This is a genomic window from Anabaenopsis sp. NIES-4685 (assembly GCF_059725405.1).
On record NZ_AP043602.1, the window covers coordinates 2,150,030 to 2,164,342 of the forward strand.

At 42.1% G+C, this 14,313-nt stretch carries 13 protein-coding genes and 1 pseudogene; 9 read left to right on the forward strand and 5 right to left on the reverse strand.

The window, feature by feature from the left end:
* Positions 1-39: 39 nt before the first annotated feature.
* The gene (locus tag AC6IZ0_RS09540) at positions 40-1,275 is read right to left on the reverse strand and encodes an RNA-guided endonuclease InsQ/TnpB family protein (protein ID WP_497725901.1); all 1,236 of its coding nucleotides are present in this window, start codon (positions 1,273-1,275) and stop codon (positions 40-42) included.
* The gene (locus AC6IZ0_RS09545; RefSeq protein WP_497725902.1) at positions 1,262-1,837 is read right to left on the reverse strand and encodes an IS607 family transposase; all 576 of its coding nucleotides are present in this window, start codon (positions 1,835-1,837) and stop codon (positions 1,262-1,264) included. The genes AC6IZ0_RS09540 and AC6IZ0_RS09545 overlap by 14 nt, the downstream gene beginning before the upstream one ends.
* Before the next feature lie 253 nt (positions 1,838-2,090).
* Here AC6IZ0_RS09545 and AC6IZ0_RS09550 point away from each other — a divergent pair, with 253 nt between their 5' ends.
* Both AC6IZ0_RS09550 and AC6IZ0_RS09555 read left to right on the forward strand, forming a co-directional pair.
* On the forward strand, positions 2,091-2,423 hold the full coding sequence (locus AC6IZ0_RS09550; RefSeq protein WP_348519783.1) for a DUF6883 domain-containing protein: 333 nt from the start codon (positions 2,091-2,093) through the stop codon (positions 2,421-2,423).
* Positions 2,424-2,442: 19 nt separating this feature from the next.
* A complete protein-coding gene (locus tag AC6IZ0_RS09555) occupies positions 2,443-2,691 on the forward strand; it encodes a DUF4926 domain-containing protein (protein ID WP_271733209.1) in 249 nt (82 codons plus the stop codon).
* A 175-nt stretch (positions 2,692-2,866) separates the two neighbouring features.
* On the opposite strand, the gene AC6IZ0_RS09560 is transcribed toward AC6IZ0_RS09555, so the two are convergent.
* A complete protein-coding gene (locus tag AC6IZ0_RS09560; protein ID WP_497725903.1) occupies positions 2,867-3,424 on the reverse strand; it encodes an RNA-guided endonuclease InsQ/TnpB family protein in 558 nt (185 codons plus the stop codon).
* Positions 3,425-3,720: 296 nt separating this feature from the next.
* On the opposite strand from AC6IZ0_RS09560, the gene AC6IZ0_RS09565 reads away from it, so the two are divergent.
* The 6 genes from AC6IZ0_RS09565 (at position 3,721) to AC6IZ0_RS09590 (ending at position 11,260) form a co-directional block, all read left to right on the forward strand.
* Positions 3,721-4,041 (forward strand): DUF6825 family protein, encoded by a 321-nt coding sequence (locus tag AC6IZ0_RS09565; protein WP_497725904.1) that lies wholly within the window; start codon positions 3,721-3,723, stop codon positions 4,039-4,041.
* A gap of 108 nt (positions 4,042-4,149) precedes the next feature.
* Positions 4,150-5,835, forward strand: a complete 1,686-nt coding sequence (locus AC6IZ0_RS09570) for an ABC1 kinase family protein (protein ID WP_271733881.1) — start codon at positions 4,150-4,152, stop codon at positions 5,833-5,835.
* A 15-nt stretch (positions 5,836-5,850) separates the two neighbouring features.
* Entirely contained in the window at positions 5,851-6,576 is a 726-nt protein-coding gene (locus AC6IZ0_RS09575) for a Stp1/IreP family PP2C-type Ser/Thr phosphatase (RefSeq protein ID WP_497725905.1), read from the forward strand.
* A gap of 625 nt (positions 6,577-7,201) precedes the next feature.
* Entirely contained in the window at positions 7,202-7,399 is a 198-nt protein-coding gene (locus tag AC6IZ0_RS09580) for an NblA/ycf18 family protein (protein ID WP_271733994.1), read from the forward strand.
* Positions 7,400-8,366: 967 nt separating this feature from the next.
* The gene (locus AC6IZ0_RS09585; RefSeq protein ID WP_497725906.1) at positions 8,367-9,587 is read left to right on the forward strand and encodes a DUF1156 domain-containing protein; all 1,221 of its coding nucleotides are present in this window, start codon (positions 8,367-8,369) and stop codon (positions 9,585-9,587) included.
* Positions 9,584-11,260 (forward strand): DUF1156 domain-containing protein, encoded by a 1,677-nt coding sequence (locus tag AC6IZ0_RS09590; protein WP_497725907.1) that lies wholly within the window; start codon positions 9,584-9,586, stop codon positions 11,258-11,260. The genes AC6IZ0_RS09585 and AC6IZ0_RS09590 overlap by 4 nt, the downstream gene beginning before the upstream one ends.
* Before the next feature lie 41 nt (positions 11,261-11,301).
* Here AC6IZ0_RS09590 and AC6IZ0_RS09595 read toward each other — a convergent pair.
* Both AC6IZ0_RS09595 and AC6IZ0_RS09600 read right to left on the reverse strand, forming a co-directional pair.
* Positions 11,302-12,527, reverse strand: a pseudogene (locus tag AC6IZ0_RS09595) (anhydro-N-acetylmuramic acid kinase).
* 88 nt (positions 12,528-12,615) lie between these two features.
* Entirely contained in the window at positions 12,616-12,738 is a 123-nt protein-coding gene (locus AC6IZ0_RS09600) for a hypothetical protein (protein WP_497725908.1), read from the reverse strand.
* 8 nt (positions 12,739-12,746) lie between these two features.
* Here AC6IZ0_RS09600 and AC6IZ0_RS09605 point away from each other — a divergent pair, with 8 nt between their 5' ends.
* Entirely contained in the window at positions 12,747-14,204 is a 1,458-nt protein-coding gene (locus AC6IZ0_RS09605) for a protein adenylyltransferase SelO (RefSeq protein ID WP_497725909.1), read from the forward strand.
* The last annotated feature ends 109 nt before the right edge of the window (positions 14,205-14,313 follow it).

Sequence of the window (14,313 nt, forward strand, 5' to 3'; positions counted from 1 at the left end):
AAATGAAAAGGGTAAGAGTTTGTGAAATTATAGACAAATCTACAAAGTCACTTTACCAGGGGTAAACCTGATTGGAGTTACTCCTAACCCCTCTATCCCGTCTGCAAAAGCGTTCAGGACTGCTTTTCTTAATATGTTGTACGCCCCATTTAAATCAGCGTTTATTAACCTTCCATTGGAAGCTTTATACAACCCACGAGCTACTCTTCTACCACTAAATACACGTTCTGCCCCTTTTTGGTACTCCGGGATATTATCAAGGTCAAGAAAACTAGCCTTAGAGGTATAACTTTCTTCGTTGATAATAACTTTAACGCCAGCTAAGTTAGCTTTATAAACCAACTGCTCGATAAATTTATAGTGCGGTATCTGAACAAAATTTTGATTGTTACGCTTACCAATATTAATATCTTGCTTCCACTGTTTGTTGTTACCAATCACCAAAGTATCAATCTGATTTTGTCGAAGGTAATTAATAATGGTTCTACTAGCTTGGTGTAGATAGGTATCAACTTTACTATCTCTTTTGGTGAGAAGATTGGATATTTTGTTGGAGGTGTATCTATTGGGGTCTTGAGTTTGAAGCTTCGATTGGAGTTGGGCTTTTTGTTTATTAAAGAATTGATTGGTTGACTTTAATGGGCGACCATTAATAATCAACGGCTGAAAGCCTTTTTTGTTTGAAGCTATGGTGGCCAGGTTATTAAGCCCCAAATCGATAGCTGCAATATATTGATTCCTAACTGTGACTACTTCATTCTTTTCATAAACAGCCTCTACAACATGGAATCCACTTCTAGGTACTAATCTAAGTTCTTTAACTTTATTTTGAATAGCAGTTGAAATAGATATATTTGTACCTGAAGGTTGTAATAACCCTTTTTTTAACCCTTTTTTGCTAATACCCTGTGCCGGGTAAATGACCACACAACGACCTTTTGTTTTATGTTTATATCCAGGTAGTCTAGGCCGACCTTTGAACTTATCAGGGTTGGTCGTAAAAGAACTAATAGCTGCAAAATATGAAAGCCAGCATCTATCAACTAATTTAATGATTTGACAACTTACCTTTGCTGGCAAAGCTTTATAATCAACAGATTCTTTGATTAGGTGATAGGCTCCCGCATAATTAATATGCTTGTTGTTATGAATGTATTCCTGTCTAACTATGAAGTTAACAGCATTGTATAGGTTCTTCGATTTAAAGCAAAGTTCATCTATTTCTTTGTATGCTGGGTGACTTGGTTTAATAACATGACGCTCAATCAGCTTCATTTTGTAACTCCTGAGTGATACGTTCTGTTTTTGTCTTTGCTCTTCTTAACCCATACATCCTCGCACTAAACGAGTATATTATCGATACTAGATCTTGCATTAGTTCATCTCTACCTTCAGTAGCTTGATTAACAATTTCCAACTCTTTACCTAGTTTATTAAGAAGAATCTTTAAATAGTTCAAACCAAACCTTGCTACTCTATCAGGGTGTTCGGCCAGAAGAATATTATACTTATCGTCTTTTAGAAGCTTTGACAACTGTTTGCGGTTGTCATTTAACCCACTGCCGATTTCTTTAACAACTTTATATATTGTGTACCCCCTAGCTGTAGCATATTGGGTTAACCTTTCAGCTTGTCTTTCTAAGTTGTCTTTTGAACCATTATCAGAAACACGGCAGTAGATAGCTACAACTTTGTTAGGGTTTTGGTTGGTTTCAGGTAGATTAATAATTATGGTTCCTGTAGGTTGTTGATAACCTGTGATTACGCCGGATTTGTACCAACGCCACGCAGTTCTATAACTTATCCCTACCTTTTTTGCATAATCAGATAGTTTCATTCATTTAATGATCGTACATTCATAATTATATTATACTACAAATGTACATAAATGACTATAAATTCATTAAATTATTGTAGACCATAAGGCGAACCGTATCTTTCGCATCGTGGCTCATTGCCTTGGTAGCAGGAGCCTTTTTAGGCGGATGGTTTCAAATTCAGCTAGAACCGAAAGCCCAGCCCCCGAAAAGTCAGCCTACACTACAAACTTTGAGATAAACTGAGGAATGCTTATCCATGTCAGCTTTTTCATGCTCCTTCCGAATGCAGAGAACGCAATTGTCGATATTCGTAAACTTCGCGACTACTGCCTCAATCCAGAACATAACGATGGCAAGCACAAAGCGCGACTGTTTTTATCGTGCCTTGGGATGACTGCTGATAACGCTGAAGAATTACGCCAAATTTTGCTTGAAGTGATTCAAACTCAAGAAGTGCGACTCGGCAGACAAGATGAGTTTGGGCAACGCTATACACTAGATTTTACGATTGAATGGCAAAATAGAAGTGCGACCCTTCGGAGTGGCTGGATCATTGAGCATGGTTCGGAAATTCCGAGGTTAACAACCTGCTACCCACTGTAGTGCTTGGAGGTGATCAGAGATGCCAAAAAATACAGCCAAATTGCTAGATGTTATAGCTTTGACCGTTGACCTTCCTGAATATAATTTATGGCGCGGGCAAGTTGGGACAGTGGTTGAACTGTTAGCTGATGGTACAGCATTTGAGGTCGAATTTAGCGATCGGGCTGGACGCACTTATGAATCTGTCGGGTTGCGTTCGGAGCAAATTATGGTGTTGCATTTCGAGCCAGCATCACCTGACATCAAATCTACAATGGTCACAGCGTAAGCCGCATAACAACTCTGCTGGAGCGGACTGATGAAAGACTTGGTTGTGTTGCAAAGGCTACTCACAGCCGCCCAGCAGGAACGTTAGACTGAATATCGGTAAGTGCGATTTGTTCTCTTGATCGGGAGCATTTATGCTCAGGGATGAGAGGTAAGACTGGGTAAAAACCAGATTCTTATAACTGTATGTCTAAATCCACCCCTACAATCTCGTGCTGCTTATCTATTGCTTTGTGTTCTTGCTCGTAAGCGAAAGCAATAAACCAGCTATTAGCAGTTTTTGATATTGTGATTGATTTACAGGTTGTATGTGGCAAGCCTTCATAAGTTTTTACCCATCCAATCGTCGGTAGCTTTATTGATTTGCCGCCTACTGGAATTGGCTTACCTCCAGCATCAATGGTAAACGCATCGCGATGTCCTTTGTTTTTAAACTTAGGATATCCACCTTTACCGCTAAAGAATCTAGAGAAAGAATCGCCTAGATGGTCGAAAGCATATTGAGTTATTTTCTGACAAATACCCTTTTCTTTAATCCACTCAAACTCAGGTTTAACATGATTATTAAAAAATTTCTTCAGAATATATTTGTTGGGCTTTAATCCATCTTTATAAAGATTATTCCAAGTCGCTAAACCCCTGTTATAAGTAAACCTGGCAATACCTGCGTGTTTATTCATTATTATTTCTTGGGTTTTACTCAGTTTCAACTTTGTTTTAATGGATAAAAGCATTGCTCGACCTCAACACTGTGTAATGTCTTGACTGACACCCCAATTTTCTTTGCAAACTCATGAGGTTTAAACATAAATACACTTATAGGTTTGTAGATAAGTGTATAGGTTTGTCTATTTAATTGTCAACTAGGCTACTACTCAATAAATGGTGAGTTAGTAATATTTCCTCGTTTTAAGCAGATATGTTACAATTAGTTACACGTCTTGATTTTCAAATTTCTCACTATTTAACAGAAGCACTAAAGCAAAGAGGCAAGTTATAATTTTCTTGCGGAGCAACGTAACAAAAATTTATGAATAACCCTCTTGTACAAGCCTTTTTTGTAGGCAGAGCTGTAGCAGAAGTAATTAATGAGCGCCTAGAAGTGGCTATAACCGACGCTTTGAGCGATTTGGGCAAATTAGAGGCCGAAGCCAGAGAGCAAATGCGCCAGTTCACAGAAGAGGTCTTAGAACGGGCAAATCGGGCAGCTGAAGCCGCTGGTCACAGCACCCCAGGTTCTGGGTCTTCTGGTGCTGATGCTGTGGATGTCCAAGCCACCATTGACGAACTCAGGGCAGAAATTGCCCTCTTGCGTAATGAATTACAGCGTTATCGCAGTAGTTCTGTATAAACTTCCTGATTAGTCATGATTACATGACAGTGGCTGGTCAATATTTCAGGATTCAGTGTGTCTTTTCATTCAGGTGATTTGGTTAACAACCAACGGTACACAAAAAATATGGAAACAGGTTATTCAGATCAGGCATACCGTTGGAATCGGGAAAATTACTCTAGTAGACGGCGCTTTGTAGACATCTGGTCTTTTGTCTTGACCTTAATGTTCAAACTCTGGCGGTACAACAAATCCTGGAGTTACCCCGGCGGTATAACTGAGGAAAAGCAAGCTGCTAGACGCAAAGCCCAAGCAGTCTGGATTCGTAATACCCTGTTGGACTTAGGGCCAACTTTTATTAAAGTCGGGCAGTTATTTTCTACCCGTGCTGATATATTCCCCGGCGAATATGTAGAAGAGTTGGCTAAGTTACAGGACAAAGTACCAGCATTTAGTTATGAGCAAGTAGAAACCAGTATTGAGCAAGAATTAGGTAAGAAAATTCCGGAATTATTCCTGGATTTTGAACCTATTCCCCTGGCGGCTGCTAGTTTGGGCCAAGTACACAAAGCTGTATTGCACACCGGGGAGGTGGTGGTGGTGAAAGTACAGCGCCCTGGACTCAAGAAGCTGTTTGAAATCGATTTACAAATTCTCAAGGGTATTACCCGCTACTTTCAAAACCACCCCAAATGGGGACGGGGGCGAGACTGGCTAGGGATTTACGATGAGTGTTGTCGTATTCTTTGGGAAGAAATTGATTATCTCAATGAGGGTCGCAATGCTGATACTTTTCGTCGCAACTTTCGCGGCTATGAATGGGTAAAAGTACCTAGAGTGTATTGGCGTTATGCTTCACCTAGAGTGTTGACTTTAGAATATGTCCCCGGAATTAAAATTAGCCAATATGAGGCTTTAGAAGCTGCGGGTTTAGATCGCAAGGTGCTAGCACGTCAGGGCGCTCAAGCTTACTTGTTACAATTGCTTAATAATGGCTTTTTCCATGCTGATCCTCACCCCGGAAATATTGCGGTGAGTCCTAATGGCGATTTAATTTTCTACGACTTCGGCATGATGGGACAAATTAAGTCTAATGTGCGTGAAGGACTGATGGAAACGCTGTTTGGAATCGCTCAAAAAGATGGCGATCGCGTGGTTCAATCTCTGATAAATCTAGGAGCGATCGCACCTACAGATGACATGGGGCCAGTACGGCGTTCTGTCCAATATATGTTGGACAATTTCATGGACCAACCCTTTGAAAATCAATCAGTGTCGGCCATCAGTGACGACCTGTATGAAATAGCCTATAATCAGCCATTTAGATTTCCCGCCACCTTCACTTTTGTCATGCGAGCCTTTTCTACTCTGGAGGGGGTAGGTAAAGGCTTAGATCCAGATTTTAACTTTATGGAAGTTGCCCAACCATATGCCATGCAACTAATAACAAATATGAATGGTTCTGATAATAACAGCTTTATCAATGAGTTAAGTCGGCAAGCAGTGCAAGTTAGTAGCACTGCATTGGGGTTACCCCGGAGATTAGAAGATACATTGGAAAAATTAGAACGCGGAGATATGCGCGTGCGTGTGCGTTCTATAGAAACCGAACGTTTACTCCGAAGACAGAGTAATATTCAACTAGGCACAACCTACGCCCTAATTATCAGTGGATTCACTCTTTCGGCTACAATTTTATTAGTTAATCGTTATGTATGGCCGGCGGTGCTAGCTGGTTTGATTGCAGCCGCAGTCTCAGTTATAATGATTCGCTTGCTTTCACGCCTCGACCGTTATGACCGGACATATTAATTGTGCTCAAAAATTATGAAACTTAACTTCACCGGTTCTAGCGATCCGGGACTTGTTCGTTCTAGTAACCAAGATGCTTTCTATGTCGACCCTGATGGGCGATTTTTTATTGTTGCTGATGGTATGGGGGGACACGCAGGGGGTGAGGAAGCCAGTCGCATCGCCACCGACGAAATAACAGGGTTTTTAATCTCCCAATGGAATAGCGATCAACCCACTCCCAAATTGTTAGAAAATGCCCTATGGCAAGCAAATAAAGCCATTTTAGAGGATCAGCAACAGCATCCTGAACGCTCTGATATGGGTACTACTGCTGTGGTGGTGATTTTTCGCCCCTCAAATTCCCCTTGGTGCGCTCACGTTGGTGATTCCAGGTTATACCGGTTTCGAGAGTCCCAATTACAACAGGTGACTGAAGACCATACATGGGTGTCTCGGGCTATTAAGTTCGGTGACATTACTGAAGAGGAAGCTCGAAGTCACCCCTACCGCCATGTATTATCTCGTTGTTTGGGCAGAATAGACTTACATCAAGTTGATATCCAACCCCTAGATGTTCAATTGGGCGATCGCCTGTTAATATGTAGCGATGGACTCACCGAAGAACTGAATAATCAGCAAATTGCGGATCACCTCCGCCACTCTCCCGAACTAAAAACAGCTTCTCATGGGCTAATTACAGCCGCCAAACACCAGGGTGGACATGATAACATCACGGTAGTCATGGTGTCTGTAGAATAGTTAAGATTGGCAATTTTGGATTTTCCTCACCCCAAATGACTGAAAATCCTCAATTGCTGTTCCGGCTTCTCAACACAGATTTTAGAGTACGCTCAACAAGAGCAACTGTATTACTATTTTTCCAGGTTTTTCACTACTTTTCCAGAAATTTGTTCAGTCTGAGCATTTTTATGCTTGACAAATTGATAAAAATATTTTTAACCTCCAAATCTACCTCTTGGGGGTTGTTATTAAACCAGGTTAATTTACTTGTTGCACATAATCATATATGGCGAATATAATTCACAGTTAATAACTTAAGGTTTCCTACTCCTCTGTCAGCAAATCCCCACAGGATATGCGACAATGAGTAGACTGTCAACCAATGTATGGCCGATGCTACCTCAAAAGCCATTATCTGCCCCAGTTGCCTTGGGTATACCTAGGTTATACATCCCCTAGCCTAAATAAATGCAAGATATCAAAATACCAACCCTACCCATAAGGATGTGGGCAATTCTGCAAACAATTGTTATCTTTCTTAATATACAGGTACAAATGTGTAATCACTACTGAATTTTAATTATACATTTGCTAATTCTGTAATTGAGATCAATTTTACCCGTTCTCTTTCTCGGAGTTTAATATGAACCAACCCATTCAACTATCTTTGGAACAGCAATTCAGCATCCGCTCTTTTGCTACCCAGGTACACAACATGAGTCCTGACCAAGCAAAAGACTTTTTGGTTAAGCTTTATGAGCAGATGATGGTCAGGGAAGCAACTTACCAAGAGTTGCTCAAGCATCAGTGGGGCTTAGATTCAGGTTCCACTATGGCATAGAGTAGTTAATGTTTGTGTCCCAGTGGACGACCTCCTTCTCTTGCTCAGTTCCAGGAAGGAAAGGAGCTGGGGATGATGGGGCGTCAACTTAAACAAAGTACCTTACTTGATATCCTAGGATTATATATCAAGTGGGCGATTTTCTTAACTCACTTATGTCAATGCTTGTCAACATAATAAGCATAGTTTTGTCTATAAAATAGTCAGCTTAGGACTAGCTCCAAGAATTGGTTTGATTTAAATTATGATTCCTCTAGCTTCCATGTAGCCTCATAGCAGGTTACCGAAGGGTAGATTTTACCTATTCGGTGCCAAACAACTACAACTATGGAATATAACCCCTCTTCAATTGTCAAGGTGCAGATCGCCGTTCTTACACAGGTTGATTACCCTTCCTGTTTTTTTGTTTTCCCACAATACCATCTCACTACTGGCTCAAGCCCTCTAATTGGTTCTCATCCCCACACATAAACCACAAAACACTCAACTACGTTGCTGTTTTTGGTGGGCTTTGCAACCTATGCTGGACAACAGCCAAGTTAATTAAGGCATTCTTGAGTTTTAAAAGTTTCACACTTCGCGGTGCGCTGCTTCTAAGAGGATTCATGCCCTGGCTTTCATTAGCTTTTGATTTGGTTATTAAACCAGTTCCTCCTAATGTCACTCATCCCAATTCTATATTTTATGAATCAACCTGACAACTAAATATAGATTCTTCTTAACAAAGTTTTACATTGTTGACACTCCCCTGAGTTTCCATCAAAGATAGAGTCCCCAGCTACCTTTCTTAATATATTTAGGGAACCATTCAAGTCTGCTGAATATATTTTCCCAGACTTAGACCTAAATAAACCTCTCTTGATTCTTTTACCTAAAGACCTTTAAATGTAAACAACATCCCCACTCAAGTTAAAATAACTAACAATATTCATAACTCCCTGGGTAAATTCTTGTCTGTGCCATCATAATGAAAAAAAAATTAATAGAAGTCGCCCTACCCTTGGAAGCCATCAACCAAGAATCAACCAGGGAAAAATCCATTAGACACGGACATCCTTCTACACTACATTTATGGTGGTCAAGAAAACCCACAGCCACTTGTAGGGCGGTATTATTTGCTTCCTTAGTAGATGACCCATCTAGTCACCCCGATAAATTCCCCACAGAAGCAGATCAAGCACAAGAAAGACAACGGTTATTTGATATCATTGGTAAAATTGTTACCGTTGACAAAAAAGGGAAACCGGAGCAGGTAGTTAAGGGTTTAGTCTCTTGGGATAGTATCAATAACCGGGAAATTATCGAAACCGCCCAAAAAGAAATCGCCCGTTGTTTAGCCTGGAGTCGCAACGAAACACCACCCACAGACACCGCAGAAGTACGTACATATTTACAAAACTATGCACCTCCTGTTTATGACCCCTTTTGTGGTGGTGGTTCCATACCCCTAGAAGGACAACGCCTAGGTTTAGTCGCCCATGGTAGTGATATTAACCCTGTCGCCGTACTAATTACTAAAGGCTTAATTGAAATTCCCCCCAAATTTCAGAATCAACCCCCCGTCAACCCAGAAGCGCAAACAAAGTTAAAAGCCCCCCAATGGTACGGCGCGCAGGGGTTAGCAGCCGACGTGGGCTATTATGGCGAATGGATGCGAAACCAAGCTTTTAAAACTATTGGCCATTTATACCCCAAGGTGAGTTTACCCCTGGAGCATGGCGGTGGGGAAGCAACCGTAATTGCTTGGTTGTGGGCGCGGACTGTCAAATGTCCTAACCCCGGTTGTGGGGCGCAAATGCCTTTAGTAAATTCCTTTAAATTATCCACCAAAAAGGGTAAACAAGCTTGGGTAGAACCTGTAATTGATAGCAGTCACCAACCCCCCAGGGTGAGTTTTACAGTCAAAACCGGGGAAGGAACACCACGGGAGGGAACCGTTAACCGCAGAGGGGCGATGTGTATTTGTTGTGACAGTCCAGTACCCTTTGACCACATCCGCCAGGAAGGGAAAGCAGGAAGAATGAACCCTCAGTTAATGGCTATTGTAACGGAGGGTCAAAAGCAACGCCTGTATATTCCCCCCAATGAGGAGCAGATCAAAGTGGCTTTGTCTGCACACCCACAATGGAAACCAGACAGTAACTTACCAGAACAGTCCTTGGTTTTCGTGTGCAATTATATGGAATGACCCAACACGCTGATTTATTTACCCCCCGTCAGCTTGTCGCCTTAACCACCTTCAGCGATTTAGTCAGGGTCGCCAGGGAACAAGTCAAACTTGATGCTCTAGCTGCGGGTATCCCAGATGATAACTTACCACTTTCCCAAGGGGGTATGGGTGCGACGGCTTACGCCGATGCTGTCGCCACTTATTTAGGGTTTGCAGTTGATAAATCAACGGATTATTGTTCTAGTATATGTAGTTGGCATTCAGGGCGTGATACGATCCGAAATACATTCGCCCGTCAAGCAATTCCCATGACCTGGGACTTTGTAGAAGCTAACCCCTTAAGTGATTCTACAGGTAACTTTGGCGGTGCTGTTGACTGGATATCAGCAGTCATAGAATTAAGAAATACTGACACCCCTGGCTTAGTTAAACAACATAATGCAGCCCAAAAATTACATTTAAACTCTCCGGTCATCTCCACAGACCCCCCATACTACGATAACATTGGCTATGCAGACTTAGCAGACTTCTTTTATATCTGGCTGCGCCGTTCCATTGGCAAACTTTACCCACAAATTTGCAGCACCATACTAGTACCCAAAATAGAAGAACTAGTCGCCACCCCCTACAGGTTTGGCGGTGATAAACAACAAGCTAAAGAATTTTTTGAAACTGGTTTAGGTGCAGCTTTTAGGAGAATGCGAGAAACCGCAAATTCTGAATATCCAGTTACTATTTATTACGCCTTTAAACAGTCAGAAACAGAAACCAGTCAAAATAACCAAAATGTCACCGCCTCCACCGGTTGGGAAACCATGCTAGAGGGTTTAATCCAAGCTGGTTTTACTATTGTGAGTACTTGGCCAATGCGAACAGAATTAAGTAACCGCAGCGTAGGTATTGGAACCAACGCCCTGGCCTCTTCCATTGTCCTTGTCTGTCGTCCCCGTCCAGAAACCGCCCCCTCCGTCACCCGTCGCCAATTTCTGCAACAACTCAAGCGGGAACTCCCCGCAGCACTGGAAAAACTGCAACAAGATAATATCGCACCGGTGGATTTAGCCCAAGCTAGCATTGGTCCGGGTATGGGTATTTTCTCCCGTTACACTAAAATCCTAGACGCTGACGGTTCTGCTATGGCGGTACGTACGGCCCTACAATTCATTAATCAAATGTTGGATGAATACCTGACGGAACAGGAGGGAGAATTTGACCTAGAGACCAGTTGGGCTTTGATCTGGTTTGAACAACATCAATTTAATGAGGGAATCTATGGGGAGGCGGAAACTTTATCTAAAGCTAAAAATATCAGTGTTCAAGGGTTGGTGAATGGGGGTATTCTGTTTGCTGAAGGTGGAAAGGTGCGACTATTGCGCCGGGGAGAGTTACCAGAGAATTGCAACCCCATGGGGTGTAATTGGCTGATTACCCAACACCTGATCTACACTTTGGATAAAAAAGGAGAAACGGGCGCTGCGGCGGTATTATCTGAATATAAGGGTGAGTGGGAAATCTTACGAGATTTAACCTATCGGTTATATAACATTTGCGACAAAAAAGGCTGGAGACAGGAGGCCACTGCTTATAACAGTCTGGTAATTTCCTGGGGGGAAATTTGTCGCCTAGCAGCTCAAAGCCGACCAGACACCCTACAGGGAGAATTGTTTTCAGATCCCCGACTTCTAGACTAACTATATTAGACTATCCCCCATACCGAAAGAAGTCGGGGATCTTAACCACACCCATTGTCTAAGAGGTTGTTTGATAAGTTTTCTTTCCCACATGCTCTTAAATGAATTTCTCCCAAAAGTATTTCGCCGGGAACACCGGTCGCTGATGGTAAGTTACCAGGAAGTCCCAACTGTCGCCAGTAGGCTAAAACAGCAAAAGCGATCGCCTCTTTAAAATCAGCATTTAAGCCCACCTCATCCGTAGTCAAAACCGACAGGGATGGCAGTAATAACTGTAACCTGTGTTTTAAATACAGATTGCGACTACCCCCACCACATAATAATACCTGCCGGGGCATTTGGGGTAAAAAACTCCGATAACTGTGAGCAATAGACCCAACAGTAAGTTCTGTGAGTGTCGCCAGTAAATCAGCTGGATTGAGTTGGTAGGGTTCAGCATCTTGCAAACATTGGTGTAAGTAAGCTACACCAAACAACTCGCGCCCCGTAGACTTGGGTGGGGGTAGATGAAAGTAATCTTGCTCTAACCATTGTTCTACCAATGAGTAGCAAGGAACACCACTAGCAGCCCAATTGCCATTTTCATCATAGGACTGACCACCATCAGTTAAATATTCTACTGCCAAATCCAACAAACTATTTCCCGGGCCAGTATCCCAGGCGCGAATTTGGGAAAGCCAATGATCACCACGAGGAGGAAGGTAAGTGACATTACCAATTCCACCAATATTTTGAATGCAACGTCCCCCCACTGAATCACCGAGTAAAAAAGCATCAACTCTCGGTACAAGGGGCGCACCATGACCACCAATATTAATATCCGCGATCCGAAAGTTACTCACAGTGGTGATTCCTGTGAGATGGGCAATTAAAGCACCTCGGCCTAATTGCAGACTGTAACCTAATGTAGTGTTAAATGCGTCTGTGTGTGCGGGTCGATGGTAAACAGTTTGACCATGGGAACCAATTAAAGTAGCTGATTGGTGACCGATTTGGATATCTTGAGCAGCTTGGCAAAAGCACAGGCGATCGCATCGTCTATTTCTGCTAATTCTGCCATGGAAATGGCCACACCAGCGCCCACTGCTAATATTTTTTCTCTTAATTCAGCCGGATAGGGATATGTTTGACCAGCGATTAAACTAACCTGCAAATCTAAATCACTACCAGAAATCTCCACCAAAGCAGCATCTATACCATCGACGGAAGTACCGCTAATTAAGCCTATCACGCGAGTAGGCACAGTAACTGTTTTAGTGGGATCCATTGGCAAAGATTCTTTGAGCGATAGGAAGTTAACACTTAATTTATACTACTTTTTCTGGGCTTTGCTCAGTGAAAATATGAATTGAGTTTTACGCAAAGGCGTAAAGGTTAAATTCACAGTCAGCTATTTTTTGATGTTTCTGGGTAGCGATGTTGGTGGTAATACAGTTCACATTCACTGCGGTAGGATAAAAGGTAGAATCAATTAGCATTTCTCCCGATGAATCTAGCTGAAACCCCCAATAAGGAAAATTCTCATAATCCTTTTCTCACCCTCAACTACGAACCAGCATTAGAATCTTTGGGTGATGACTACTACGACGAGGTAATAGCAGCAGATTTTCCCCAACATATTTTACGCTGGCGCAATGATTCACTCTTACCGCTTTTGGGGCTAGACCCCCACGCCGTTACAGACGAAAATTTTATTAGCGCCTTTGGTAAATTCCAGGAACGCCGACCATTATTAGCATTACGTTACCACGGTTATCAATTTGGCACATATAACCCTGATTTGGGTGATGGTAGAGGCTTTCTCTATGGACAAGTCCGCGGAACTGATGGCCAGTTATACGACTTTGGTACTAAAGGTTCCGGTAAAACACCCTACTCTCGTGGCGGTGATGGAATGCTGACACTTAAGGGCGGAGTCCGAGAAGTTTTAGCAGCAGAAGCATTACACCAATTAGGGGTACGTACATCTCGCTGTTTGACCATGATTGAAACTGGTTTATCTCTCTGGAGGGGTGATGAACCTTCACCTACACGGTCATCTGTCATGGTCAGGGTAAACAGTTCCCATATCCGGTTTGGTACTTTTGAACGTTTGCATTATTTCCAACGACCTGATTTAACTCAAAAACTTTTAGACCATGTAATTGAGTATTATTACCCTCATCTCCAGCCCGAACCCAACAAATATGTTTTATTTTATGCCGAACTAGTCCAACGGGTAGCCCAACTAGTAGCCCAGTGGATGGCGGTTGGCTTTTGCCATGCAGTCCTCAATACTGACAATATGTCAATTACCGGAGAAAGCTTTGACTATGGCCCTTATGCTTTCATTCCTACTTATGACCCCTACTTTACAGCCGCTTATTTCGACTACTATAGACGTTACTGTTATAGTCATCAACCCAGTATTTGTCAATTGAATTTAGAACTGCTTCAGGAACCATTACAAGCAATCATTGACAAAACAGAAATGGATTCAGCATTAGGAAAGTTCAATAAGTATTATCAAAATGAATACCGCTCGTTAATGTTGAAAAAGTTGGGGTTTAATCAGTTAGATTTACCTGCAGCAAATGAACTATTAAATTTAACAATTCAATTCTTACAAGATAGCCAAGTTGGTTATCACCAATTTTTCTATGAAATGGCGCGTACTTTTACCGCTAAATGGCGAGATGATCCCCATATGGTCATGAATGGTGCGGATATTATCCCGACATCAGGTGCATCACAGATATTTGAGAACTGGTGCTTACTATATCATCAAATTCTCAATTCTTTGGATGTAGAGCAGATGCCTATAATTGCCCAAACCCTAGTTAATCATAATCCCCAGACGGCTTTATTAAGACCAGTGATTGAATCAGTTTGGGAACCGATCGCCCAAGAGAATAATTGGCACCCGTTTAATGATTTGGTGCAAAAAATCCAATCAAAAGGTTAGAGGTTGTTTGGTAAGTTTTCCGCAGGTAATTTTTATCTTAGGGAACAGGGAACACACAAAAAACAATCAAATCCAGTCCCCTCCCCTGACAAGGACAAGACAAGGTGGA

Coding starts and splice junctions, on each gene's coding strand:
- AC6IZ0_RS09540 (WP_497725901.1), bottom strand. CDS start 1,275: ATGAAGCTGATTGAGCGTCATGTTATTAAACCAAGTCACCCAGCATAC.
- AC6IZ0_RS09545 (WP_497725902.1), bottom strand. CDS start 1,837: ATGAAACTATCTGATTATGCAAAAAAGGTAGGGATAAGTTATAGAACT.
- AC6IZ0_RS09550 (WP_348519783.1), top strand. CDS start 2,091: ATGCTCCTTCCGAATGCAGAGAACGCAATTGTCGATATTCGTAAACTT.
- AC6IZ0_RS09555 (WP_271733209.1), top strand. CDS start 2,443: ATGCCAAAAAATACAGCCAAATTGCTAGATGTTATAGCTTTGACCGTT.
- AC6IZ0_RS09560 (WP_497725903.1), bottom strand. CDS start 3,424: ATGCTTTTATCCATTAAAACAAAGTTGAAACTGAGTAAAACCCAAGAA.
- AC6IZ0_RS09565 (WP_497725904.1), top strand. CDS start 3,721: ATGAATAACCCTCTTGTACAAGCCTTTTTTGTAGGCAGAGCTGTAGCA.
- AC6IZ0_RS09570 (WP_271733881.1), top strand. CDS start 4,150: ATGGAAACAGGTTATTCAGATCAGGCATACCGTTGGAATCGGGAAAAT.
- AC6IZ0_RS09575 (WP_497725905.1), top strand. CDS start 5,851: ATGAAACTTAACTTCACCGGTTCTAGCGATCCGGGACTTGTTCGTTCT.
- AC6IZ0_RS09580 (WP_271733994.1), top strand. CDS start 7,202: ATGAACCAACCCATTCAACTATCTTTGGAACAGCAATTCAGCATCCGC.
- AC6IZ0_RS09585 (WP_497725906.1), top strand. CDS start 8,367: ATGAAAAAAAAATTAATAGAAGTCGCCCTACCCTTGGAAGCCATCAAC.
- AC6IZ0_RS09590 (WP_497725907.1), top strand. CDS start 9,584: ATGACCCAACACGCTGATTTATTTACCCCCCGTCAGCTTGTCGCCTTA.
- AC6IZ0_RS09600 (WP_497725908.1), bottom strand. CDS start 12,738: ATGCTAATTGATTCTACCTTTTATCCTACCGCAGTGAATGTGAACTGT.
- AC6IZ0_RS09605 (WP_497725909.1), top strand. CDS start 12,747: ATGAATCTAGCTGAAACCCCCAATAAGGAAAATTCTCATAATCCTTTT.